This window comes from Algoriphagus faecimaris (genome assembly GCF_900101705.1).
In the GTDB taxonomy this organism is placed as follows: Bacteria; Bacteroidota; Bacteroidia; order Cytophagales; family Cyclobacteriaceae; genus Algoriphagus; species Algoriphagus faecimaris.
Map to the genome: position 1 here is coordinate 96,205 of NZ_FNAC01000006.1, position 26,825 is coordinate 123,029.

The 26,825-nt window shown below is 41.1% G+C and carries 16 protein-coding genes; 3 read left to right on the forward strand and 13 right to left on the reverse strand.

Going from position 1 to position 26,825, the window contains the following annotated elements; all coding sequences use genetic code 11:
- Window positions 1-70: 70 nt before the first annotated feature.
- Window positions 71-1,216: a cysteine desulfurase family protein gene (locus tag BLQ57_RS04790; protein ID WP_087938139.1), complete on the forward strand. Its 1,146-nt coding sequence runs from the start codon at window positions 71-73 to the stop codon at window positions 1,214-1,216.
- 6 nt (window positions 1,217-1,222) lie between these two features.
- Here the strand turns inward: BLQ57_RS04790 and BLQ57_RS04795 are convergent, their stop codons facing one another.
- From BLQ57_RS04795 to BLQ57_RS04805, 3 genes are read right to left on the reverse strand one after another with little or no spacing between them, the layout of a single operon-like run.
- On the reverse strand, window positions 1,223-1,825 hold the full coding sequence (locus BLQ57_RS04795) for a nucleotidyltransferase family protein (RefSeq protein ID WP_087938138.1): 603 nt from the start codon (window positions 1,823-1,825) through the stop codon (window positions 1,223-1,225).
- Entirely contained in the window at window positions 1,822-2,940 is a 1,119-nt protein-coding gene (locus BLQ57_RS04800) for an XdhC family protein (protein ID WP_087938137.1), read from the reverse strand. Before BLQ57_RS04800 ends, BLQ57_RS04795 begins: the two co-directional genes overlap by 4 nt.
- Window positions 2,941-2,955: 15 nt before the next feature.
- The gene (locus BLQ57_RS04805) at window positions 2,956-4,215 is read right to left on the reverse strand and encodes a sterol desaturase family protein (RefSeq protein WP_087938136.1); all 1,260 of its coding nucleotides are present in this window, start codon (window positions 4,213-4,215) and stop codon (window positions 2,956-2,958) included.
- A 176-nt stretch (window positions 4,216-4,391) separates the two neighbouring features.
- Here BLQ57_RS04805 and BLQ57_RS04810 point away from each other — a divergent pair, with 176 nt between their 5' ends.
- Complete coding sequence (locus BLQ57_RS04810) at window positions 4,392-4,874, forward strand: hypothetical protein (protein ID WP_317042214.1); 483 nt, start codon at window positions 4,392-4,394, stop codon at window positions 4,872-4,874.
- Between the two features lie 52 nt (window positions 4,875-4,926).
- Here BLQ57_RS04810 and BLQ57_RS04815 read toward each other — a convergent pair whose 3' ends face one another.
- The 10 genes from BLQ57_RS04815 to BLQ57_RS04860 all read right to left on the reverse strand — a co-directional run bounded on the left by BLQ57_RS04815 (window position 4,927) and on the right by BLQ57_RS04860 (window position 24,844).
- Window positions 4,927-6,510: a CHRD domain-containing protein gene (locus tag BLQ57_RS04815; RefSeq protein ID WP_087938135.1), complete on the reverse strand. Its 1,584-nt coding sequence runs from the start codon at window positions 6,508-6,510 to the stop codon at window positions 4,927-4,929.
- Between the two features lie 429 nt (window positions 6,511-6,939).
- The gene (locus BLQ57_RS04820) at window positions 6,940-7,824 is read right to left on the reverse strand and encodes a glycoside hydrolase family 17 protein (RefSeq protein ID WP_087938134.1); all 885 of its coding nucleotides are present in this window, start codon (window positions 7,822-7,824) and stop codon (window positions 6,940-6,942) included.
- Window positions 7,825-7,829: 5 nt separating this feature from the next.
- Complete coding sequence (locus BLQ57_RS04825; RefSeq protein ID WP_240507735.1) at window positions 7,830-10,175, reverse strand: MFS transporter; 2,346 nt, start codon at window positions 10,173-10,175, stop codon at window positions 7,830-7,832.
- Window positions 10,176-10,227: 52 nt separating this feature from the next.
- Window positions 10,228-11,499: a glycosyl hydrolase family 17 protein gene (locus BLQ57_RS04830; protein WP_087938133.1), complete on the reverse strand. Its 1,272-nt coding sequence runs from the start codon at window positions 11,497-11,499 to the stop codon at window positions 10,228-10,230.
- A gap of 42 nt (window positions 11,500-11,541) precedes the next feature.
- Window positions 11,542-13,287 carry a glycoside hydrolase family 3 protein gene (locus tag BLQ57_RS04835; RefSeq protein WP_087938132.1) on the reverse strand — a complete coding sequence of 582 codons (1,746 nt, stop codon included), beginning with the start codon at window positions 13,285-13,287 and terminating at the stop codon, window positions 11,542-11,544.
- A 21-nt stretch (window positions 13,288-13,308) separates the two neighbouring features.
- Complete coding sequence (locus BLQ57_RS04840) at window positions 13,309-16,743, reverse strand: hypothetical protein (protein ID WP_087938131.1); 3,435 nt, start codon at window positions 16,741-16,743, stop codon at window positions 13,309-13,311.
- 99 nt (window positions 16,744-16,842) lie between these two features.
- On the reverse strand, window positions 16,843-19,317 hold the full coding sequence (locus tag BLQ57_RS04845) for a carbohydrate binding domain-containing protein (RefSeq protein ID WP_169712704.1): 2,475 nt from the start codon (window positions 19,315-19,317) through the stop codon (window positions 16,843-16,845).
- Between the two features lie 88 nt (window positions 19,318-19,405).
- Window positions 19,406-20,233: a glycoside hydrolase family 16 protein gene (locus BLQ57_RS04850; RefSeq protein ID WP_087938129.1), complete on the reverse strand. Its 828-nt coding sequence runs from the start codon at window positions 20,231-20,233 to the stop codon at window positions 19,406-19,408.
- A 34-nt stretch (window positions 20,234-20,267) separates the two neighbouring features.
- The gene (locus BLQ57_RS04855; RefSeq protein ID WP_169712703.1) at window positions 20,268-21,674 is read right to left on the reverse strand and encodes an Ig-like domain-containing protein; all 1,407 of its coding nucleotides are present in this window, start codon (window positions 21,672-21,674) and stop codon (window positions 20,268-20,270) included.
- 29 nt (window positions 21,675-21,703) lie between these two features.
- The gene (locus BLQ57_RS04860) at window positions 21,704-24,844 is read right to left on the reverse strand and encodes a glycoside hydrolase family 2 TIM barrel-domain containing protein (RefSeq protein WP_087938127.1); all 3,141 of its coding nucleotides are present in this window, start codon (window positions 24,842-24,844) and stop codon (window positions 21,704-21,706) included.
- Window positions 24,845-25,243: 399 nt separating this feature from the next.
- Here BLQ57_RS04860 and BLQ57_RS04865 point away from each other — a divergent pair, with 399 nt between their 5' ends.
- A complete protein-coding gene (locus BLQ57_RS04865; protein WP_087938126.1) occupies window positions 25,244-26,707 on the forward strand; it encodes an SLC13 family permease in 1,464 nt (487 codons plus the stop codon).
- Window positions 26,708-26,825 lie beyond the last annotated feature (118 nt).

Here is a 26,825-nt window from a genome sequence, read left to right on the forward strand (position 1 = left end):
TATCACATTCTACAAGAAAAAGAGCCTCAATTCTCCTAAGTAAAAGGAGTAGAATCCTTAATTTCAAGCCATGAACTATCCCATTTATCTAGATTATAATGCTACAACTCCATGTGCGCCTGAAGTGATTGAAGCCATGATTCCATTTTTTGCTGAGCATTTTGGTAATGCAGCAAGTAAAAATCATCCCTATGGCTGGATAGCTGAGAATGCGGTGGAAGAGGCTCGAGAAGCAGTGGCTAGGTTGATCGGTGCCAAATCCAAAGAAATCGTTTTTACTTCTGGAGCTACCGAATCAATAAATCTGGGAATCAAAGGAATATTTGAGGCTTTTCAAGGAGAAAGACAACATTTCATTACTGCAAAATCTGAGCATAAAGCAGTACTTGACACGTTTGAGGAAATCGAAAAAAAAGGTGCTGAAGTAAGCTATTTACCCGTTAATTCCCTTGGCGAAATTGATTTGGAAGGACTGGAAAAAGCTATTCTTCCACATACCAAAATGATTTGTCTCATGTGGGCAAACAATGAGACAGGGATAATTCATCCCATCGAGAAAATTGCACAGCTAGCTGAGTCGAGGAATATTATCTTGTTTACGGACGCAGTACAAGCAGCTGGAAAGATTCCGATTTTCACTCAGGGAATTCATCTAATGGCTATTTCTGCACATAAACTTTATGGCCCAAAGGGAATTGGAGCACTTTACGTACGCCATAATCATTCACTCCCAAAACCTTGGCCACAAATACATGGAGGTGGTCACGAAAAGAATATGCGAAGCGGAACCTTAAATGTTCCTGGAATCGTGGGTTTTGGAAAGGCTTGCTCCCTACGAAACCAAGAAATGGGAGAGGAGGTGGTGAGGCTAGAAGTCCTTCGAAATCAATTAGAAAATCAAGTTTTAGAGCTTTCAGATACATTTTTGAACGGTAGTCAAAACAATCGGCTTCCGCATGTTACCAATATAGCATTTGCAGGCGTAGAAGGAGAGGAGCTGCTCAAAAAAATTAACCAAAAAGTAGCGGTGAGCTCGGGTTCGGCATGTACTTCGATTACACCAAAACCCAGTCATGTGCTCAAGGCTATGGGATTGGATTCAGATTTGGGTAGGGCCTCGATTCGGTTTAGTTTGGGAAGAAGCACCACTTCCCAAGAGGTAGAGCAAGCGGTGAATTGGGTCAGACAAGTTATCCATAAATTAAGAGACGCTTAAAAGTATTTATTCTTCGGTGGAAGGAAATAACTTTTGTATCCGAATAAGGTCTTCCTTTGTATCCAAATCGATTTCACCTTCAGGGAAATCTATAGCAATTACCTCTTCTACATGGCTGAGAATTACTTTTTTGGCACCCTCAGAACCTTTCAGAGCCATCAACTCCTCAAAATAATGCTTGTCGAATAAGGCGGGAACTCCCAAAGTATCTGAATAAGCACATGCCACTATACCTTTACGAGGTTCTTCTTTATCCAATATCATCCGATCCAAAAGAGATACATCGACAAAAGGCTGATCACATAGCATCAAAATAACTTGGTCGGGATCTTCCTTCTCCATCAAAAACCGAAGTCCCGTCTGCATGCTGGAAGCCATACCTTCTTCCCAATTGGTATTGACTACAAAAGGAGTTTTTTTAGGATCAAAACTTGATTTGATCAGTTCTGGATTCCAGCCTAGTACAACTACCATCGAATCTACCTTACTTTTAAGCCCTTCTTCTACAGCTTTTTGTAGCAACTTTTTACCCTGAAATTCAATCAGTTGCTTTGGACTACCTAAACGAGAAGATGAGCCTGCAGCCAATAGTATCAACCCGGTTTTCATAATAACTCCTCGTGAATAGGCCCTGGCTTTTCTCGAAGAAATATGGGATTCTTATTAGTTAAAACAGCTTTGATTTCAGCTAGAATAGAAAGTGCAATTTCTTCAGAAGTCTCTGCACCAATTTCCAGCCCCACAGGAGCGTAGATATTAGCTGTACTAACTTGAATCCCTTGACTTTCCAATCGTTGAATTAGTTTTTCGGTTTTCCTTTTCGGCCCTAATATCCCAATATAGGGGATCATGAATCCGAGTAACTTTTTGAGAACAATAGCCTCGTACTCGAAATTGTGGGTCATCAGTAAAGCCACGGTATAGATATCCGTTTCAATTTGATCAATAATTTCCTCTGCTGGCCCTTGAATGATTCTTTTTGCAGAAGGAAATCTGCTACTAGTTGCCAGATTCTTTCTTCCGTCTACCAAGATCAATTCAAAACCCAGGATGTCAGCCATTTTGGCGAGGGGCATGGTGTCATTGCCTGCACCAAAAAGTAATAGTCGAGTCACAGGTTTTATCAATTCAAAGAAAACAGAAAATTGAGCTTCACCCGGATACTCTTTTATCCGGTTTTGGGAAGGCTCGATTAACTCCATTTCTCGCAAAAGCAAAGCCTTAAATTCGGGCTCTAAGGAATCTAAGTTCCCATAGCTTTGATCAGCTTTTTGTAAATAGATAGTTCCAACCTGCTCAGATTTTGAATTAGGAACAGAAAACAAGGTAAGGAGTAGAGAAGGAGTCCTTTCAGACAAGGCCAACTTGATTAATTCGATTGGATTTTCAGGATTTTCAAATTCTATTGGTTCTATGAGGACATGAATTATCCCATTACATCCTAAACCCACTCCAAATTTCTGATCATCCTCATCCGTGGTGTCATAAGTTACAAGCATTGATTTTTGCTGAAAAATAACCGCTTGTGCCTTTCTTAACGCATCTCCTTCCAAACAGCCCCCGCTGATTGCTCCAGTGAGATTTCCTTCCTGAGTCACAAGCATCCGTGCACCGGGACGCCTATACGCAGAACCATCGACTTTGACCACCGTAGCCAAAGCAACAGCGAGATTTTCCGATTTTGACACTTCGTAAGCATGGATAATATCTCGAAGCTCTTTCATAAAAAGGGGAATGGGTTAATTGGCGATGACCATACTTTCCTTTTTGGAGGAAAACCAAATCGAGAGTATGAAAGACAAAGCAAGGTAGAAAACCAAGAAATAAACAGCGCCGGGTAAATAGGAATTAAGACCAAACCAATCTCCCGAACTCAATAAGATATAAAAAGCAAATGCGCTCTTTAAGAGTTCCCAAGCCCAGGCATTTGGATTTCTATCCATCAGTTCAGTGTAGGAGTAAACCGTCAAAAAGATAAAAGCGCCATAATAAAAAATGCCTGGTGAGCCAATAGCTGCGAGATTACTAAATAAATAACTGATAAGTAGTAATAAAACAATCAACTGTCCAAAACTCCAGATCAACAGACCTTTTGATAGTTCGGGATTGTACTTTTCGAAATGATAAACGTCCTCGATTTTATCGACCGGATACTTTTCTGTGACATCGTCTGGTCTCCAACCTAAGGGCATAAACCAGATTTTAAGTTTATCGGACCACTTTTCTGTTCTCCATGCATCCTTGATCAATAGCCACAGGTGCATAAAGTTAATCTTTATCGGATTCCAAGTCCTGACAGGCCGTGTGACCCCGTAGACAGCAGGAATATCATCTTGCTCTTCTTGATACGTACCAAACCATTTGTCCCAAAAGATGAAAATCTGTCCGTAATTTTTATCCAAATATTCTGGGTTGATGGCATGGTGTACACGATGGTGAGAGGGAGTGACAATGATTTTTTCCAAAAAACCCATCTTGCCGATATGTCGGGTATGATACCAAAACTGAGCAAATAAATGTAAAGGGGCCACGATAGCGATTACCTCAGGCGGAACCCCCAAAAGCGCTGCAGGCAGTAGAAAGATGGCAAAAATCTTCACTATAGATGAAATACTCTGTCTCAGCGCACAGGCTAAATTAAACTCCTCACTACTGTGGTGGATGATGTGATTATTCCAAAACAAATTGTACTCATGTGCGATTCGATGCGTCCAATAACCGGCAAAATCCAAAGCGAAAAAAGCAATCAAATAAACTAGCCAGCTGTCTTCAATCTGAAAAAAACCCAACTTGGAGTGTAGCCATTGGTAAGAAATTACAGCCAAACTGAGACCTAGAACATCTTTAGTGACATTGGTAATGCCCGAACTTAGGCTGGCAATCATATCATTGAGAGGAACGGTATCGTTTCCTTTCCAAATTCCGTAGAACTTCTCAAACAAGACCAAACCAAAAAAGGCTGGCATCGCTATCAATAATATTTGCCCGTAAGCTTCCATCTTATCCTATTTGTTGTCTTAAACTTACTACTTTGATGGTATTTCATCAATAAATTTTGGTAAGCGGTAATTATAAATTGATCTAGCGCAAAATTGAATTGATAAACGAATAACTTTATCTCTGGCTATTTTTATACCTTCAAAACCAAATTTAAAAGTAGGTACTCGTAAAGTAAATGATGATGAATTTCCCCAGTCTTGCCCAAATAAAAAAAGAGTTAGGGCTATTGTCAGAAAAAGAATTAATTGAGGTTATAGCAGATTTAGCTAAGTTCAATAGAGAAAACAAAGCCTATTTATTTTTCAAACTTCAGGAAAAAGACAATCCAAATCTCTACTTGGAAATGGTTCAGGAGGAATTGGAAATGGAATTTCAAAAGTCTAATACGAATCATGCTTATTATGCAAAAAAATCGGCTCAAGCTATTAGAAGGAAACTGAATAAGCTGCTCAAGCTCTCTAAAAAGAAGGAAGATCAAGTAGAAGCAATCATTTTTTTCTGTGAGCGCTTGAAGGAATATGGATTTTTAAATTTTCGCAATCTGGTGATTGACAACTTGTACCAGATTCAAGTAGGCAAAGCGAAAAAATTGCTTTCAGGACTCCATGAAGATTTGCAGTACGATTTGAGTTTGAGGTTAGAGGATCTGGAAAAATAAAAAAAGCCCGGTCCAATGAACCGAGCCTTCCCAACTCTAACCAAAAACCTAATTAATTCACATTACTTCCGATATTACCCTGAGCTGCTAGGGTGGCTAACTGTTCCATAGAAAGATGAACATTGATATAGCCGTTGTAATCCAATAAATCGCTGTAAGAAATTGCCATACCGCCATCCAGCGTCATGATATTGGTCATGCTCATTCCTGTTGTGCCATCGATAGGGTTAAATGTGAAGACGATATCTCCACCTTCAGCGGCACTGTTTTCATGAATATGAGCAGGATGCATAGCACCTTCCTCTGTATTTTCAAGAGCAATAATAGCTAGTGTGGAGCCATCTTTACGCTCTCTGAATGTGGCCGTTCCGCTTACTCCTGGCAAATCTACTTCCATCAAGTTGTAGCTCATGGACTCACCCGTTAACTCATTGGATCCAATATCACCTTGGGCTACGATAGTAGCCAATTGATCCATTGACAAATGCACATTGATGTAGCCATCAAAATCAAGAATCTCTGAGTAGGAGATAGCTGTACCATCATCTAGCGTAGATACATTCGTCTTACTCATACCTGTGGCGCCATTAACCGGTTCAAATGAAAAGGCTATATCTCCACCTTCTAAAGCTGTATTGAAATGAATATGAGCGGGATGCATACCGTCCTCAGGAGTATTCATGAGCATGATTTCAGCCAATGATTCACCGTTTACTCGCTCAAAGAATGTAGCCGTACCGGAAATTCCTTCCACGTCTCTTTCACCAAGCGCATATTCTTTTGATTCTCCTGTGAGTTCATTCTGTCCAATATCACCTTGAGCAACCAAAGTACCCAAATCTTCCATCGAGAGATGTACATTGATATAGCCATCAAAATTTAATAATTGATCATAAGAAATGGCAGTATCGTCATCTAGGCTTGAAATATTCGTCACACTTCTTCCGCTTGCTCCATCGACTGGATTAAAAGAAACTGCAATATTTCCTCCTTCAGCTGCAGTATTGAAGTGAATATGGGCTGGATGCATTCCATCTTCAGGAGTATTCATCAGCATGATTTGAGCTAATGTTTCACCATTAACACGCTTACTAAAGGTCGCCGTACCGCTGATGGATTCTATGTCTACGGCGGCTAGATTATATGTTTTGCTTTCTCCTGTGAGTTCGTTTACCCCGATATCGCCTTGAGCTAGCAATGTTCCTAAATCCTGCATAGAATTGTGAACATTGATATAACCGTCATAGGAAAGAAAATCCGAATAGGAGGCTGCCGTACCATCGTCCCACGAATCCACAGTAATAGTACTCATACCTGTACTTCCATCTACTACACCTAAAGTCAAGGCAATGTCACCACCTTCAGCCGCAGTATTCATATGAATATGTGCAGGATGCATTCCTCCAGGACTAGTATTGGAAAGTCGTAGATTGATAGTAGTTGTATTATCATCGTTTTCAATAAACTCAGCCGTTCCGGATATAGAAGGATTAGAAACTGAGCCTAACTGAAATGTTTTCGAATCACCCGTTGGCATGGGTGCGGGCATCATGGGTTCTTCGTTGTCATTACAAGCGAAAAACAATCCGGAGAAGAGTATTAACAGTCCTCCAAAAATTTGTTTGCTGTAGTTCATAATAAATAATAGTTAAATGTTTATAAAGGGTTAGAATGAAAAGATCTATATGATCTTGATGTAGGGAATTACGCAGTGGTATAGCGTATTGGATTGTGTGACCACAGAAAAATTTCAATTTTTTTGAATTGAGGCCGGACATGTTAAGCTGGTTCTAGGAATTAAAATCTGAAAAAACCTGACCCAGCTAATTTTTTAAGCTAAAATTAAAATCCAACCAAATAGGAAGATTTGGATATATACAACCATCATGTTTCTCTTAAACAGGAGAAAAGGCCAAAATTTTCTTTAGAAATCAAATCGGAAAAATCCTTAGATTTATTTAGGCAAGTCGGGAAAAAATTTAGTGGAAAATCAAAAAAATCACTCCTTCATTTACCAAAAAAAATAAAAGAGGGCTATTTCAAAATCAAAATAGCCCTTGTGACTTTAGTATTTCAACTTTTCATCCTTATCCCAAATCCCCCAATAAGCACCGACATCTCCTTCAGCACCGACTTTCCAGGACTCATCAAAAGAGGAGAAATAAAATACATCAACAGATTCCAATTTGGACCAGCTTTGAATGTTGATGAAATATTTCATAAAATTTTCATCGGAGGGCACAGCGCCGTATAGAGGTGTTCCTTGACTTGGCCAGCCAGTCTCCGTAATAATTACTTTTTTTCCTTTTCCAGCCCTTACTGCTCGATGGTACATGTCTTTGATGTACAATAAGGAGTAGTCTAAAGCACAACCTTCCCAATATGGATAGCAATTGGCAAGAATCACATCGCAGGCGTCGGTAATTCTTGGCTTATTTTCAAATTCATAATAGGCATCGACATAGCCTATCGGAGTCTTGGGAAGCTCTTTTTTAACCCTATCGATAAATTCAAGCAGTTGATCTTCAGTTAAATCTTTTCGGTACATGACTTCATTTCCCACAGCAGCAATATCCACATGACCTTCCTTGGCTAGTTTGATCAGCCCTTCAATTTCTTTTTGGTTAATCTCATCATCTTTTCCCAGCCAGGCTCCGACTAGTGTTTTCATTCCCAATTCTTTTGCGATAATAGGGATCAATTCGTTTCCATCGGTACAGGAAAATGACCTCACCCAATTGGTATATGGACGGATAATTTCAAGTCTTCTGCGCACTTGCTCTTCAGTCAGCGTATCTCCGGGCTGCTGTCCCTCCACATAGGGGCTAAAACAGATTCCATGCATTCCTTCTTGAAGCAATTCGTTGAGGGATTCTGCTAATTGTTGATAGGGTAGTCCTTGCAGGTTTTTGCCGGCAAGAGCCATCACTTTGTCAGCATTAAATGACATAGGTATTAGTATTTTAAGGTTTCGTTTTTGTTCCAAATTCCCCAGCTTTGCCCTACTTCACCTTCATGATGCACTTTCCACGGTTCGTCAAATGAAGAGAAGTTAAACAAAGCTATGCCTTCATTCTGTGCCCATTCATTGGAAGCAGTAAGGTACTTCATTGCATTTTCTGGAGAAGGCAGTGCCGCATGCATTGCTTCTCCTGAGTCAGGCCACCCTGTTTCTGTTATGATAACCTCTTTGCCTTGGGCTGAATTTTTGACCATTTCATGCATTTTCTGTAGGTAGACAGGCGCTTGATCTATGCTACAACCTTCCCAGAATGGATAGCAGTTGGCCAGGACCAAATCACAAGCCTCCACAACATCTGGCCGCTGCGAAAGCTGGAAGTAAGTATCCACATAGCTCACCTGCACATCGGGAAGCGCTTGTTTTACTTCTTTTAGGTACTGAAGGACTTCAGCTTCGGTAAGTTCGCCTCGAAGTAATACTTCATTCCCGACCACAGCGATGTCGACAAGACCAGCTTTAGCCAGAAGGATGAGTTGTTCTATTTCTGCTTTATTTTTGGCTTTATCGGTACCTAGCCAAGCACCAATCATCGTTTTCAAGCCTTTTTCACGTGCTATTTTTGGAATCAGTTCATTGCCATCCGTACAGGAGAAAGAGCGTACCCACTGGGTATGTGGTGCGATGATTTCCATCCTACGTCTAATCTGTTCTTCGGAAAGGGTATCACCGATGTTTTGACCCTGCAGGTAAGGACTGAAACATAAACCATGAAATCCACCCTCTAGGACTTGAGCAAACATCGCTTTGATATCAGCAGTTGATTTACCCTCAAATTTACTTTTGAGTTTTGCTACTTCAGCTTTATCTACTTCAGAAAGCCAAATAGGCGGTGCTTCTTGATAGGAGGTATAGATATTTTCGGGTTTCAGCTTTTCAGCTTTTCTTTTTTCTAGCTCTGCACGAATCTCATTAGCTCTATTCTCATCCACATCGTAGTCATGCATAAGGTACATTGCAGCGATAGTTCCAAGCATAGGAAGCCCTGAGAAGAAAAGTCTAAGCCCTTCTACTGCACCTTCTGGTTGTACTGCAGCATTTCCATCAAAGCCTACTACTGTCAAAATCAAACCACTCAATCCACCGGCAATAGCAAATCCGAACTTTACCATATACCAGTAAATAGCTCCAAAAACACCTTCACGACGTACACCATAGTTTAATTCGTCGAGGTCAATCACATCGGCAGTCATGGACATCATCAAGACAAAAAGGCTACCGATACCAAAAGAGTGGAACGGAAGAGAAAAAATAAACATCCAAGGCTTGCCAGGCACAAAAAGAAACCAAAGAGATGCATAACCTACCAATGCGATACCCTGAGACACCATAAAGGCATTTTTCTTACCGATTTTTTTAGACATCCAAGCAACGATAGGAATGACAATAAAAGTAGTTACCAAAGCCCCAACACTCCCGAATATGGGAGTCCAATAGCCGGCAGCTCCTGCATCTCCGCTGAACAAATGCCAAACCACTATAAAAAACACAAAGCCAGCAACAGTATTGAAAGCATTAAAAATGAAAAATGTAGAGATACACAGTTTTCTAAATGGTCGAGAAGAAAAAGCTTCTTTAAAGCCCTTGATAATTTGCTTGACACTATCACCTATTGCACTGAAAGTCAGTGGAGAAAAGTTCTCGTTTTTGGTCGATTTACTGGGAATGAAAATAGCCGGTACCATGGCAAAAATGGCAAAGATGACACCTACCCAAATTGAAAGCTGACGGGTAGCTGCTTCGGGACTAGGAAACCAAGAGGGCTCATACATGATGACCCAAAACCATGGAGCGATCACCCAAGCCCACTGTCCAATCCACTGAGCTATGGCCATAATTTGAGTACGTTCATGAAAATCCTCACTCATCTCATAGCCCATAGCCACATAAGGCACACTGAAAATGGTAAGCCCTATATAAAAACCAAATGAACAAAGTAGGAAATAGGTGAAGTTATAATTCACACTATTTTCCCCGTAGAGTTGCCACATCACTGAAAAGGTGACTCCCATGACGATAGCTCCTAAAAACACATATTGTTTCCTTCTTCCCCAAACAGATTTGGTATTATCTGAGATGAAGCCCATAATAGGATCTGTTACAGCATCAAGAACGCGAGGAAGGAAGTAAACCATTCCCCACATCCAGCCTGGGAATCCCAAGTTCTGTACCAGCACCACCATGAATATTCCTAGAGAAGCAGGAAACATTTGATTGGCTAACATACCCATTCCGAAGGCAATTTTTTGGCCCATCGGAACTGTTTTAGATGTGGTTGACATAGTTATTTAGGGTTTGGTGATTACATGGTTAGATTGAATTTGAATTAGATTTTTACTGATTCCATTTGACAGGTGGTGCCTTTACTTCTTTGAGCAACTTGTCTCTTTCTCCATTATAAGTTTTCACAATAGGGTTACCATCACGGGTAAGATTTTCAAAAATCCCCTGATCGACCAAGTCCCACAGCGCAAATTTGGCTTCGCCTTTTAATCCAAAAAGCCCGAAGTGGTTTTCTGAACCTATGGGGTTAGCAGCATCTTTCCACTGCTCATTAAAAGCTTCAAAGTAAAAAAGGGAAATCCCCGCTTCATTAGTCCATTCCCGCATGTGCTTGTAATAGAGCGCTTGTTTATACTCATCGGCAGCACGAGAACCTTCATCACCGTAAAACCCGTCAGAAACGCTAGACCAACCGGTTTCTCCGATATGAATAGGTTTTTCTACTCCTATACTTTTCATGTAATTGGCCACGGAGTCATATTGCATTTTGGCAAAATCCCGTGCACGAAGCATAGCCGCATCGACTTTTTCCAGTTCTGAAAGCTTAGATTCTTCTACAGGTACTCTCCAAAAATCCGGATTATAATGGCTGTTGTGATACGGATAGGTATGAATAGAAACGTAATCAACGGCATGGGCAAGCTTCATCAAGTCATCGGTGTGGTAACTTGGATCACCGCCACCCCAAGATGAAAAATCATCCGAACTGGTGACCCAAAGATCCTTTGGAAGCTCTCCGGCATCTTTTAAGCTTTGAAGATGATTGACCCATTTCAAAATCACAGAGGGTTGTACAAAATAACTCGTAGCCCATCGGACCATCGCTTCGTTGCCTACGGCCAGAATCTTGATAATGTCAGGATATTGATTGACAAGTTCGACGGCTCGCTCGATTTCTCCTTCGTTTTGCTCGCTTTCCACATTGTGGTCGGGCTCTAAATCTGTCCATGCATTTTTACAATCTATCCAAGCCCCAAGCATCACATACATTTCAAAATTTTCATCTTCGTTCTTGAGTTCCCTAATCGCCTTCAGTAGGGTAGAAGCATGAGGCAACTGCACATTATAGGTTCGCACGATTCTGATACCCATAGCCGACAAGATTTTCATGTCTTCCTTGAGTTGTTTTACTGTAGGCTGTATATCCCTTGATCGTTCTCTATAGCCTCCGAATGATATGGCTTGGTATGCGGGATTTCCTAAAATGTCTTTTGCGGTCACTTCTTTTGGTTTTTCTGATTGAACATCGGTTGATTTTTCGCTGCAGGAAAAGCTAGCCATTACGGCTGCTCCGATAATAAATGATTTGAAGATCGAATGCATGCTAAAATAGTTTGGTGAGCGAGTACTTATGTATTTTCAGTTTCATTTCGACGATGAATAGTTTAAGCCAAAACCCAAAGGGAAAAGAGGTTTGATAGACACATCCCAAAAATTAGGGCCGTACTTTCCCTTAAAATCGTTAAGTGATTTTGGCCAGGAATGAGGAAGCTTTCCCTTAAAATCAAATAGGCCAAAAAGTACCTCAGCTATTCCATCCCCTTCTGAACCAGGAAGCCAGGCCGAAACGAAAGCATCACTCTGCTCGATCTCTTGAGAGATGAGCAGCGGCCTGCCTGAAATCAGAATTACTACTGTTTTGATCCCTTTTTCTTGATAGGCTTTGATATAACGCTGATGCTCTTCAGTAAGTGAAAGTTGAAAGAGGTCCATTTCCCCACCTACATCTCCAAAAAACTCTGCATAGGGATTTTCTCCAACTACTATCACAGCGACATCTACATTTTCTACCTCTGCTTTTCCCTCTGGGTCGTATATCACTTCTTGATGTGAAAACTTTTTGATACCATCCAAAATCGTAGTCGCTCCAGTATAATTTTCAGAAGTTCCCTGCCAATCAACTGTCCAACCACCGGATTGTAAACCGGAGTTATCAGCAAATGGACCCACCACCACTAGTTTAGAAGTTGGGTTTAAGGGTAGCGTATTATTTACGTTTTTCAGAAGCACCAAGGATTCTCGTACTGCTTGTCTGGCAACTTCTCTATGTTCTGGAATGCCTATTTTGGTAATGAGACTTTTTTCGGGAAAAGGATTTTCAAAAAGACCGAAGCGGAATTTCTGTCTTAAAATTCTTCTCACTGCATCATTGATTCGCTCCATGGGAACTATTCCCTGCCTTACAGCCTCCTGGAGTCCATTTTGAAAGTCATCCAGGTCACCATCAACTGCCATTACCATATCAATACCGGCATTAATAATATCATTTTCTCCAAAACGAGAGTAGGCCTTCCAGTCCGATACTACTATTCCTTGAAAATTAAGACGCTCCTTCAAAAGACCCGAAATCATAGCCTTGTGCGCATGCATAGAAATCTCATCTAGGGTATTGAAAGAGGCCATGATACTGGCTACACCTGATTGGATGGCAGCTTGATAGGGGGGGAGTAATCGCTCGATCACTTCCTCTTGGCTAAGACTGGTACTGCCACCCTCTAGCCCAAAGTCGGTCGCACCATCTCCGATAAAATGCTTGGCCGTAGCCATTACTCCCAAAACTCCATTGTGGCCTTGGTGTCCCAATACTGAAGCTTGGGCCAGCTTAGTGGTGAGATCAGTACTTTCAGAAAACGCCTCATAGAATCGTCCCCACTTTTCATTGAAGGGAATAGCTACACAGGGAGAAAATACCCAATTGAAGCCGGTTGCCTTGGACTCAATGGCTGTGATGGCGGCTGCCTTTTCTACCAAATCCGCATTTCCAGCGGCACCCAAACCGATATTATGGGGGAAAATAGTCGCTCCCTCGTAGGTATTTTGTCCATGTACTGCATCGACTGCCAGAAGTAGAGGTATTTTTAGTCGAGTGGACAAAGCCTTTTTTTGAAGCTCAATAAACGTAGCCTGCCACTCGAAGGCATCTTTTCCCGGTAGCGGCCCTTGGGTATGGATCACCGAACCGATAAATTTGGTCTTGATTGCTTCTGGAGAGCCCTCATCAAAATGCCGTATTTGACTCATTTGCCCGATTTTCTCCTCAAGAGTCATCTGAGCAATAAGTGTCTCGACTTTTTGCGAATGGTCCTGTTCCGTGTTGAATTTTTTTGTCATGAAATTTTGAAAAAAGATTCCTTACTTCAAATCCGATTTTTTGAGGCGGACCACTAGTTTCTTTATTTCTCCTGTCCGGTTGAATATTTTTTGGCTTAAGTCTTTGTTTAGTTCTAATGTGTCCTCTTGTAACTTTTTGATTCCCTTCTCTAGGAATATCTCTATTGAGTTTTCTGTACCTAATTCATATATCATAGGAACTTGACAAAACGTAAAACAAAGTGCATTTTCTCCTATTGGGATTTTGATAGATTCACCCTGTACATCTACATATTCAAAAATCTGACTCTTGGTCAAAAATTCTGATCTCTTTAGCATAAATGGATCGAAGATGAGTTTTCCTTGATAAATAAAAACTCCAAGTTCTCCAAACCTGCTAATAATGTCTTCTTTTACTTGACCTGTCATTCCAGGTTGCTGAGCACCTTTACCTGCAGGAGTGTGGGAATAAGGATCAGTGGGAAATGCACCGTAAGCTGTCGGAGATTTGTGAACCCCAATTCCTTCGTTAATTTCATAATAATGAGAGATTAACATAGCGAGAGTCTCATCGGTACCATTTTCTTTTGAAGCCTTGATACAGCACTCGAGACTGGCAAGCTGAAGTTTGGAAACCATATGCCAATAAATGGATCCAAGCCCCTCATACCCATAGAATGTACCTGATCGACCGGTGAAAGCCTTGTGGTTAAAGACCTTTTCGAAGATGTCCAATACTTCTTTTTTATCCGATTGGGTCAATGAATATTCCTCCTGCTCAAGCTTCTCTAAGGACAAAGCTAAATCAGCTGCATTTTTGAAAGACCCATTGAAATGGTAGTCTCCATTGACATCCTGCTCAATGATCGTTTTATTTCCATTTTCTAGCAATTGCTTCAAAAGCCCTGACTTGGCCACATCTGAAGAAGAGATGTTATTTTTTTCCAAGAAGCCCGGCAACTCCTTGTTCGGATAAAGCAAATAACTGTTTTGATCTTCTCTATACAATTTGCTCTTTCGGAGACTGTCTAAAGTAGAAAGTGCCTCTTCTGAACTCAAGTATCCAGAACTAAGCGCCGCAACCTGGCCCTCAAGCATTTCACTGAGGTAGGAGATAGAAACTTCCTCTTCATTTTCTAAAGTCATCAAGTTGTAAGCGTGATAGAGATTATCCTCACGCTTATTGGCTTGGATAGTATGCTCTAGATAGTTTTGGCAAAGTGAACAAAAATCAATCACCTCTTGAATACTCAATGCTTTCCGCTGACTGCTAAAGGACTCCTTATAGATTTTTGAGCGATACTTACTTCCTGCAATACCCAAATTATCCAAAACCCTTTTTCTATCCCTATTGCTGATTTTGCCGGAAAGCAAATGTTGACTTTCAGTCAGCGCTTTGAAAGTCCCCTTAAAAAATTCTAATAATTCCGCTGAAACTTGGACATCTCCTTTCGCACTTTTGCCAAGAATAGTACCGAAGAAGCTTAAGAATCTCCTCAAGTAATAAAGAGTAACCATTGACACCCCATTGCCCACCAAGGCATTGTTGGCATCATTCCATTCAGGTCTTTGGGTATTCATCCAAATTCCTCCTTCAGGGATGAAGTTGGAGATTTTGGCCAAGACAGAGCACAAAATCTTTTCTATAAAATTGACATGATGGATAGTGCCCTTTCGATTTTGCAATAAAGCAGCATCCGAACCAATTGTAGTCCAGCGCTTTTGGATAGCATGGTCAAGTTCATGATCGAAGTCTATCGTGTCCTTTGGATTGGACAAAATGTCCTCATAGGGCTTGATCTTGTATGGAACATTGGCATAAACAAAAATGTCCTCGGAAAAATACTGAGACAACCGACCGGGTGCATAATTTTCCGCAAACTCCAAAAACTTGAGTAGGTAAATGATCTGATGATCTCCCCAATATCCAATGTAAGACCAAGGATCATCTTCTTCGATTCTTTCCCAATCAATCCCATTTTTGGTAATTCGATAGGGGTTATAACCATCAAATGTTGAGGCATTTAGAAACTTTAGAATCATCCCTTCGATGAACTCAGGGTAGGAGAGTGCTAGAGCCTCCCAATTCTGAAAAATATCGCGCCAGTTTCCTGCATAATCCAGCACTTTGGATCCATCGGATTCGTTGCGTGTGTTAATAGAAAAATTGTTCCAAGGTCGGCTAGGATCTCCGTGTCTTCGGCTAAACTTCAAGGGAAGATATTCAAGACAGAGTCGCTTGAAATCCTGATCGCTAGATTTATTAGCCAATTCTTTCAATTGAGAAATTGGAAATACGTCAGGAAGAGCTTCAACACTACTTTTGTGCAGTGCGAAAAGCTCACGGTTGGCATTCAGGAGATTGTTCTTTAGATCAGATTTTTCAATTAGATAATTATTATCGAAAATCCCGCCTCGCATGATGTTAAACATCGTATTGGCAAAATGCCGGGTATCTTTCAACTTATCGGCGGTCAATTGTAATCCGTCCGAAGCAGCATTAAGTTTGATCAATTCCTGAGAACCCCTACGGATATCAGCTTTGACTTTTGAAATTAATTCAGAATCATTTTTGATCGCCTTAGCCAAGGCCATAATTTGAGAGACATTTTGGTTGATGTCGGCTACAATCATCCATTCCTTGCTTTCATCAGCCGATAATTCAAAATCTTTGACTACGAAATAAGCTCCTCTTTGAGCTTTGATATCAGTTTCTTCTTTGATGGATTGTCCACTTCTAAAAGCATCGAGCTGAGAAGAGGAGAGAAGCCTTTTTCCATTTTCCAATCCTACCGACCAAGCAATACTCGCTTTCAATGCCTCGCTAGGTTCGGCTTTATCCACAATGATTGCACTCAAGGCAAAAATCCCTATTCCGCTTTCTGATTCTAATTCGTTTCGTTTGTAAGCATCTACCAGATTACTCCTAATGCCTTGAAGCGCACTTCCCACACCATGCGGCATGATATTTTGAATGCCGTCTATGCATGAAATATTTCTGTTGGATTTAGAGAGATTGGTGATTTTACTTGTTTTGACAAAGCCGTAAACGTCACTGCTAGCCCATTGATATTGAAAACTGAGATTTAGGTCAAGATTTTCTTCTTCAAAAAGGATTTTATTACCGAGAACATTTTTATAAAAATTTCTTCTCAATCTGTATTGGGTAGCAAAGTGAATCGAAAACGGTTCCCAAACGAAGGTTTGACCATCTTTTTGGACCCTAAAAATCGTTTTAGAGCCAGTTACCTCAGAGGACTCGATAATCTTATCGTCGGTATAATAAGGAAACAAGGCATTTTCAGGATCTTTCCTTCCAGCTGTCAATCCACCATTACTTCCTATGAAGATCCAGTGATTAAACGGACTGATAAGGCTTATAAAAAAGGGAGGGATGCTATCAACATTTGAAATTTGATAATAAACCTCCTTGTTAATCTCAACTTGCTTTAGTTGGGTAGACTCACTTTTCTTCACTAGAAATCAATATTAATTGGGTTCGTATTAAATAATTTTTAGAAATAGGTCAGGTTTTTAGGCCTGACCTTTTAAAATACATTCAGAAGAGTAATTTAATTAAGGATTTATAAAAACCCTCACATTGTCAATATTAGCTTCTACGCTACATCCTGCATCTCCTCCACAAACAGCCTCAATCAACAAAGAAAGCCCATTTGATACATCAGCATCAGCGGGGATTGTGAAGGATCCTGTAAAGGTAGTCCAGTCTTCTCCTGGGACTGGAGCAGGATTAAACACGTGAGTGAATGAAGCACCATTTGCTCCTTCTCCGAATAGCAATACGTTAAATACTCCTCCAGGTGGAACGATGACTCCTTTATGATCAAATCTTACTCTAATCTCATCACCTGCACTCACCTGACCAGCACCGATTCCTTCTTGCTTAAATGCTGGATTACTTGGACCTCCGGTCGCTAATTTTCCAGACCAAGACCCGCCGTTGTTTTCGGTATTGTCTAGCTCAGCTAAACCTCCATTTTGGAACAAAATCCATCCAGTATCATCACCCGTTTCAAAATCACCATTGATGGCTATGTTGGTTCCACTGTCCGTTTCATTTTCACCACCATTATCACCACCGCCATTGTCTCCTCCTCCATTTTGAACATCGACAAAAGTGATATCATCGAAGTAGTAGGTCTCGGTAGTTTCTGTGAATGTTCCATCCGATCCATCGGGATTATCAGGCTTGATTACTATTTGATTCAGGCCAGTATTTGATGGTGGAATACCAGTAAACAATACTTCTAATTCTACCCAAGTATTGGCTTCCTCCACTGTACGGAATTGGGGTCCAGGATTGCCAGACCCTTCTGGCTGTGGTGAGCTATTCAATTCAAATCTAAATACTGTGTTTGGTTTAGATGAATAAACTTTGAGCCTGAGTGCTTTATTGGTATCAAAGTTTTCAGGGAAAGGATTTTGGAAACCAGCCCATCGATTGGTTCCAGCAGCTTTGACTACTTTCAGAGCGTTGGCAGAGGTATTGTTACCGGATTGAGATGGGTTAGGGGCCAATTCAGTAGTTAGGCTGCCTTCACCAAAGAAGGTGTTGATGAAAGACTCGCAAGTCTCGAAAGTCACTGGAAAAGAAACCGCAGCAACTGGTTCTCCCTCGCAGCCAGCCTCACCGCCGCCTCCCGAGCCTTGGCCATTAGTCTGAGTAATATCATCTATGTAAAAGTCTCCAGCAGTAGCTCCCGGACCGTCTACAAAAAGGGTAAGTTGCGAATACGAGGCTGTCGCAGCATCAAAATCGAAAATAAGGTTTTGCCAACCTGTGGTCTCTGCTACCACTGAAACTTCTACAGGATCTGCGGTCCCGCCTTCAAACTTCATCAAAACCGGCACACCCGCTGTAGAAGTATTGAATCGCATTGAGATCAATTTATCACTACTGAAATTTACCGGTGTAGACAGTGAAAAGAACATACCCTCGAACTCAACTCCAGAATTGGTCAACTTACCCACTGTATTACCTGAATTTTCAGGATCTTCAACGACTTCGAATGCGGCTCCATTGAAAACGGTAGTTTGCACTTCACCGTCTTCAAAAGTTAGCGGGAGGGAGGTTATATTTTGAGATAGAAGCTCCAGAGAAACATTATCTAAAACAACTACTCCCAATTCAGCCCCCATGTCAAAAATTACTCGACTGTTATCACTATCAAAATTTGCAGTGAACTCAGCACTAAAGCGCTGTTCATCTGTGGTCAAGGAAAACTCCTCGGTTACATTAGTAAAGGGATCTTCATTGAGACCAATACCAGCCAAAATAGTTCTCCCATCTTCCACGTCTGTGACGGCATTAAAAGAAAGTCGATAAGTACTACCTGAACGGATAGGTAGTACCTGACTGACATTGACATCAAATGGATTGCCAGCTGTAGTGACGTTTGAAAAAGAAAACTGATTACCACCTTCTTCTCTAACTTCCAGGCCATTACCAATCCAGCCTTCCTCTCCCTGCTCAAAGTCCCCATTGACCAATAGCCCATCATCATAATTTACGGTGACGGTTCGGGTCACTTCTTCTGCTGCATTTCCAGCAGCATCTGATACATTATAAGTAAGGACATATTCTCCAGGCTGAAGTGGATTTACTTCCCCAGTCACCTCGATATTCTCTGAAATATCTCCATCGACTTCATCATTGGCCACAGCCCCTGGATCGGTAAATTCATCACCGATTTCAAGTTCAATCACAGGTTCACCTGTAAGGGTAATCACCGGAGGATCTTCATCGGTTATGATGACAATCAATTCGATGGTAATAGTTTGAGTTTCTATACTAGAACCACCTGCATTGGTTGCAGTCAAGGAGACCTCATAGGTTCCATCCTCCATGTAAACTTTTCTTGGATTACTCAATGTAGAGAATGTTCCATCCCCAAAATCCCATTGAAAGGTCTCCGCCTCTTCAGAAGTATTATTGAAAGTAACTATTCCGCCAGTTTCCTCATCAATGGAAAAGGTAAATCCTGCTTTAGGGGGAGGGATGATTAAGTCCTCTTCTGTACAGCTTACCATTGTTATTATTGACCCGAGTACTAAAAAACTTAGTATTAGATCTAGTCTAAATTTCCTAATCATGTTCTTTTAGGTTTAATGTGATTATTTATTGATATACTCGGACATAGTCGATGAGCATGGTTTGTGGAAAACGAGTATTTGGGGAAACGGGTCCTACGAAATTTCCACCTACTGCCACATTCAATAGAAGGAAAAAATGCCTGTCAAAAACCCACTCAGAACCAGCAGGAAGATCTTCCGGACTTAGCCGATTATAGAGTCTATCATCTACAAAGAAATCAATGAAATCAGCTCCCCATTCGACAGCAAACACATGGAATTCTGTATCAAATCTTGAGTCAAAGAGTTGGAAGTATCCTGAAATCGCATCGCCTGCAGAATACCCTGGTCCATGGATAGATCCAATAATTCTTCTTGGTTCCTGACCTCTTAGCTCCATGATATCAATCTCTCCAGCTTGCGGCCACCCAACCCCGTCAATATTTGCTCCAAGCATCCAGAATGCAGGCCAAAGTCCCTGACCAAATGGAGTCTTGATTCGTGCTTCTATTCTTCCAAACCTAAATTCTTTCAGTCCCTTAGTCGTAATTCTGGCTGAAGTGAAATTTCTACCGGCAAATGGTTCATTGATGGCCTTTATTACCAAGTTACCTTTACCGTCAATATGGATGTTTTCGGTTCGGTCTGTATAATACTGAAGTTCATTATTCCCCCAGCCATCTATCCCTGTACCGATGTCATAATTCCAAAATTCCGGATTCGGGGGGTCGCCTGTAGTTCCGTCAAATTCATCTGACCAAACTAAAGTATATCCTCTATCCGGCAGTTCATTGGTATCCATGCACCCGCTTGTAAGTAGGAATCCAAAAGAAAGGATAAGGAAAAAACTGAAAATTTTATAAGTGGTATTCATGCGTTCTTCTCATTTAAATTTTAGCATAGACTGATCATCTATAGAAATAAATATTATCTACAAAAATGTCGGAGATGGTGCCATCTGAGATGAAAAATATTAAATCTACATCGTTAGTTTCACCCAGACCTACAAAATCGCTCAATGGTATATCATAACTCACCCATTCCTCTGTCAATAGCGGCTGATAGTTGACCAAATTAACCGCACCTGATGTTTCTGTAGGTCCGTTGTTGTTTATGATTTGTAGGCGGAGGAAATCTCCAGGATCTACATTTTCTCTGACATTGATGTCCACATGCAAATGAGTCATTGCAGAGGCATCCACATCTGGTGAATTGAACATATTCACACTGACGAAATTCAAATTAGTATAGCTTATGATATTATCACCCGCAATATTAATTGCCCCTCCTTGTGTAGTGGCAAATTCAAAGAATCCGTTGTAATTGTCCACTTGCACATTGTTGTAAGCATCACTGAAAATGGAGACTACATTTCCTGGATTTCTTATCGGTGGAGTAGGGGCAGCATCAAATGGACCATTGGAATTGACAGTCAATGAACCGGCAGCATTTATTTCATTTTCCTCTGAGCCGATCGTAGCTGTAATCGTCGAATTACCCGCGCTGAGGATTGATACTTGACCTAGGTTGTTGACAGTGGCAACAGCTGGATTAGAAGATCTAAAATTGAAATAAGCAGGGGAAGCGACAACTGAAATGTCAACGCCATCCGCATTGAGAATAACCTCTGTTCCAGTCACAGGTAAAGTGACTCCATCAAATGAACTGACGGATTGGTTTTCTCCATTAGCAATTCTAGGAAGTGGCTGAGCAAGTGAGCTGAGATTTTCGAACCTCAATTCATCTATCCAAAAGGAAAAACCTACTTCTTCGCCCTCTAGTCCAATCCCTCCTGCGGCAAACTGGAAAACACCACGCTCTTGCAGTAGCTTGGATGGATCAGGGATGGGAATGATAAATTTCTGCCAATTGGTAGTGAATTGCACATTCCTTCTGAAGGCACGGTATGTATCGCCTTCGAAATCTTGACCGAAGCCTACTTCATTGATCGTAGCTGCTTGAGAGGCCCTCGCATAAAAAGTCAGCGCATTATAATCCTGCAAATCACGCCCGGATCCGTCGATTCTAAATATCGCACCGGCAAAATTTCCTCCCGGATCATTTGCATCCGGAACATCAATTCGGATTGATGCGATACCTTCATAGCTTTCACTCTCATCTACAGAAAAGACATCTGGCTTAGCTCCTTGAAATGGAAAATAAAAGTCTGAGCCCAAACCAACGAAATTATCAGTGAAAATATCAGCAGTTCTGCTATATCTTGCTAGTGGAAGATCTTCAAATTCTTCTCTCATACATCCTACTGTACTAAGAATCAATAGGAAACTAAATAAGCTTATGTATATATTTTTCATGGCTATTCTATTCATCCTTGAGGCTTTCATTATTTTCCGATGTGGATGTGAACATAGGTTCTCAATTCCCACTCATTTCCATTAGGGAAACCGACTGCTGTAGGATCAGGAATTATATTTCCACTGATATCTACAGTCTGCGCGGGATTGTACCGAGGAGAAAACTGATCCAATGAGCGCCATGTAAATCGTACACCCATGGTAGTATTAGGCAACATGTACCATTCTTGCTTTCCAACAGAAGTAGAGATATCAGTCATGATCTGGATAGGAAAAGTTAAGTTGAAATCACGGTGAAAGTCAAAAGGTCCCCAATCATTAAATTTTAGAAATGACGAAATCTTGATGTCTTTGTATATCATTCTCACATCTCCACCATAGCGCTGAATCGTTCGTGGATCAGGACCATTTGCCTGCCCGTTGCCCCCGTAGACATTGGCAATGATGCCAAATCGGGAGTTGATTTTAGATACGATTCGGGTATTGATCTCCCACAAGTCCAATGCTGGTGGTGCACCATCAGCAGCTACCGGAACACGGCCTGTTCCAGGAAAAATGATAGCTGCATCCATTGTCGTCGGTAAGTGTCGGTAGACAAATCCTAAACTGGCCGCCAAAGGAGCATCTTCTTGCATATCATTGTCCCAATCGTACATCCAGGTTCCGGGTGTAGGATCAAATGTCAAAAGCAATTCACCCCCCACTGTTTCACGATTGAATCGAACTACAAAAGGATCCTCCAAAATATTTCTAGGTCTTGCAGGCCCACCCATATTTGTCGGTATTGGATCTACCAAAGGCTTTTGCCACATGAAATTAGGAGCAATTTGAAGGTTTCCTACAGTATAGGTAAAACCTGATAAGACGTTGTTCTTATTACCACTGCCATTGTCTTTGAGTGTCCAGCCTGTAAAAGTCCGCGTATAATCTCCGCCACCATTAGCAACCAATCCTTGAGACGCAGCTTGCGCATACCAATTGATTCGCCCTTTACTAAAAGTAATCTTGGCCTTTCCTCCCCACAAGTCACTGGCTCTTATCCTATCAGTAAAGGTTTCGTAGTTGCCTTCTGTACCTCTTACTATCTGAAATTCTCTATCTATCAAAGGCTGGCCTGCCCAGATACCCCCAATTTCAAACTTCAAGTTTTCTGAAAGTTCTGTTTCTGTCTGAAAGGTTAATCTTCTGGTTCTAGGTTGGGGAATCGCAATGGAACTAACCGCCACCCCTGGGTCATCCAGGTCTTCGTGGAAAATTCCCGTAAAAGTCGTTTTACCCATTTGATTTCTATATTTCACGAGCACAGCTGGGTTAGCTCCCCACCAAAGCTCACGACCAAAAGCCAGTTTGAAATTTTTCAACAGCTTTTTACCGTTAATTTCAAATCCGGAAGGGGCAAGGGCGTTATAAATATCAATGTTGGGACCGTAATTGGCCTCCGGGTAAAGTCCGAAAAAATCTCCCTCATATCCCCAGTGGTAATGACCTGTTCGGTAAAACCCTTTCAAATCAAAAAACTTGTGGTTCCAGGTATATTCAGCCTGGTATACTGCAACTCGACCTAAAGCATCAGCTACTTGTGTCCCGTTTTGGGTTTGGATGGTAACTGGACGACCTCGGTTTTCATAGAAAATCTCATCGATGGGGTTGAGGGCTACATTTCCCAGAATGTTGAAAGATACATTGGCTCTTACATTGGACGAAGGGTTGGCTTCTACTCCCACAAAAAAGGACTGAAGTTGATCAAAACCTTGTTGATTGGGAAAAGTGACCTGATCGGGATCAGGGTTTTCTGGGGTAGTGGTAAGATTACCTCCGGTGTTGAAAGTGGTAAATTGCGCTCTGAGTTCACTGATGGAAAGTATACCAGACTGTTCACCCTGAAGTGCCGCCTTATCACTTCTTGCCTTGAGCATTGCTTCCGTTAAGTCGATAGTTGCAAAATGGTTTTGAACAGACCCTAGCGTCGCAGCCGAATTATATGGATCAAACTGGTGTGCTTCCTGCAGCGCGTAATAGGCAGCCCTGGGATAGAGCGTATAGAGTCCACGTGGAGTAGTCTGGCCTTTTGCAGCAACTCCAAACCATTCCTCATTCATATTATTTTCTCCCTCGATAAAATCGCGTTCGTACCCGCCATTAGCCCAAGATGCCTCGGTGTTATGAATTTCAAGATCTACGGTTTGACCAGTTTTCCACCAGCCATCGCTAAACTGGAACGTGTATCCACCCAGTGAATTACCAGCCTTACCTAGTCCAGCAGCATTTTCATAAATCTCTTGCCAGTTATTGACCATGTAATAGGCCTGTGATTGTTGGTCTTCTGCATTATCGATGGCATTGAAGGCATCAGCTCCAAATTCGGTAAAAAGGATGGGTTTATTTAACTCATTCATAACGCGGTCAAATGCATCACCAAATGAAGCCCCTCTGTACATGTTGGTACCAAAAATATCAATGTCCTTACATTCTTCTTTGATAATCTCTAAAAAGAGTAAATCTCCATTACAAATCGCGATGGGCACACTAGTATCGATAGCCTTCATCGCTAGCGTGGCTTCATTGAATAATTTATACATGGCAGTCGCTCTTATCGTCGACTCTCTATCTTCTACAGGAATATCCTCCGTTTCAGCGCCTCCCCAAAACAATCCATAGTTATTTTCATTACCCAAAAGATAGAGTAGGAGACCTGGTGTACCTCTGTATTGTCGGACCATTTCTGTCACTTCTTTTAGTAGGAGAGCTCTTACTCTTGGATCGGAGTATTCGGTATTGGCCATCCAGCCGCCTTCAAGTGTCAGTCCATACCTGCCAAAAGAGTGATTGAGCATCGTGTAGATACCATATCTTTCGTAGATATAAGTAATCCATTTAGCTGGAATGCCGGTGTAGATCCGAACTGAATTGACACCCATGTTTTTAAGAAGTGACATTTCTGCGTCTAAAGCAGCCATAATAATATCATCGGGCTGTCTCCAAAGGCTATAGTTGAAATTGGTCCCAATTGGAAAATAATCCCAATTCATTCCATTCACCATGAAATCCTTCCCATTAACTTGGAGTCTCATCCCGCTATCATCTTGCTGAATTGCCACCTGGGTATTTTGGGCATTAACAGACTTAGCTACTATAAAAAGAGTAAGAGCTGTTAGGTAGAAATATTTCATAACAATTTCTTAGTAAAAACATTAATAATTAACAATTCTTGGAGGTCAACACCTTTCAAAAATCAATGTAATTAGCTCTCAACATCTCAAAAAACATAAATTTCCACTACATCATTTCTTTCACTTGATTACTACAAAACCTCAAAATTTGGACTTGCAATCGATGTAATAACCATCAAGCGCTTTCAAAATCATTGCTAAATCAATTTAAATAGCAGTTTAATTGGTTCTGCTTTAAAAGAAGTAAGATGGCTTTCTTTTTTGTCTTTTGTAATTGATTTTGATTTGTATTAATTGTTACATAATTTACATTATGTTAAGTAGTATTTTTTACCTTAGAATTTCCTAAGAATCTTTTTATCTTCCATGCCTCATCTGATTACCCCTAGCCATAACTGAATGAAGATCAACCTAGCCCAAATTGGACTCTATCTTGGTCCCCTTTCTTTTATTCTGATCATAAATTTGGTACAGACTTCTGACCTAAGTCCAGAAGGTCTGTCGATGTTGGGCTTGGCAGCTTGGATGGCTATCTGGTGGATCAGCGAAGCGCTCCCCATTGCTGCTACCGCTTTTCTTCCGCTTATTTTCATGCCAACGCTTGGTATTTTACCAATTGCTGATACTTCTGCCAATTACATGCATCCCACAGTCATGCTCTACATGGGCGGTTTTTTAATGGCTACGGGAATAGAAAAATGGAATTTACATCGGAGAATCGCACTTTCTATCATTAACCTTATTGGAACTGATTTAAGAACTATTGTTCTAGGTTTTATTCTGGCAACTGGTTTTCTTTCGATGTGGATTTCCAATTCTGCGACCTCACTGATGATGTTGCCCATCGGCCTAGCCGTAGTGAAACAATTTCAATCACAAATTGAAAACAATAACTCTCTCTCCCAGAATTTAGGCAAAAATATCATGCTTGGAATTGCTTATGGAGCCTCTATCGGTGGTATTGCCACCTTGATTGGTACACCTACCAATACGATCATGGTTGCTGTAATCAGCGATTTGTATGACTATACTATAGGTTTTAACGAGTGGTTTCTCTTTGGCTTACCTCTCTCCCTTTTCCTACTTTTTGTGACTTGGTATTACCTTATATCTTACGCTAATCCCCTACCCAAGAAATTCAAGTTGGAAAATGCCAAATCAATAGTTGGTAAACAACTGGCCGATCTAGGAAAAATGAGTTATGAAGAGAAATCAGTTTTAATCGTTTTTGGATTAGTATGCTTTTCCTGGATTTTTAGAGAATATTTATTACAGCCTTTAATCCCAGCTATCAATGACACCATCATTGTTTTGACAGGGGTTGTTTTGTTATTTGTCCTGCCCGATTCAACTAAAACTAAAAGAATTCTGGACTGGAAAACTGCAGAAAGAATTCCTTGGGGCATTTTGATACTTTTTGGTGGTGGTTTGGCCTTAGCTCAAGGCTTTCAAGCTACAGGGTTAGCCGTTTGGATAGGTCAGAAATTCACGCTTATTGATGGCGTTGGCTTTTTTATTTTACTCTTAATCATTGTTGCTTCTGTAAATTTCTTGACGGAAGTCACTTCCAATGTTGCTACAGCTTCCATGCTACTGCCCATTCTAGCTTCAGTGGCTTCTAAATTAGACTTACACCCTTTTGGCTTGATGGTTGGGGCTACTCTAGCCGCGAGTTGTGCCTTTATGCTTCCGGTAGCCACTCCCCCAAATGCTGTCGTATTTGGGTCAGGCTTCCTGCAAATGCGAGACATGGTCAAAGCGGGTTTTTGGTTAAACCTACTTTCCGTTTTACTAATCACCTTAATGGTGTTCTTCGTTTTACCTTGGTTCTGGGGCTTGGATTTACTTTCCAATCCTTTCTAAACGCATATTTTCTATCCTTCTGAAATTCTATCCCGAATTTCTGGTCACTCGTCCCATATTTTTGAAATCCAAGATTAAGTCGCCTAAGCTTGTATCAGCATTTAGCAATACATTGACT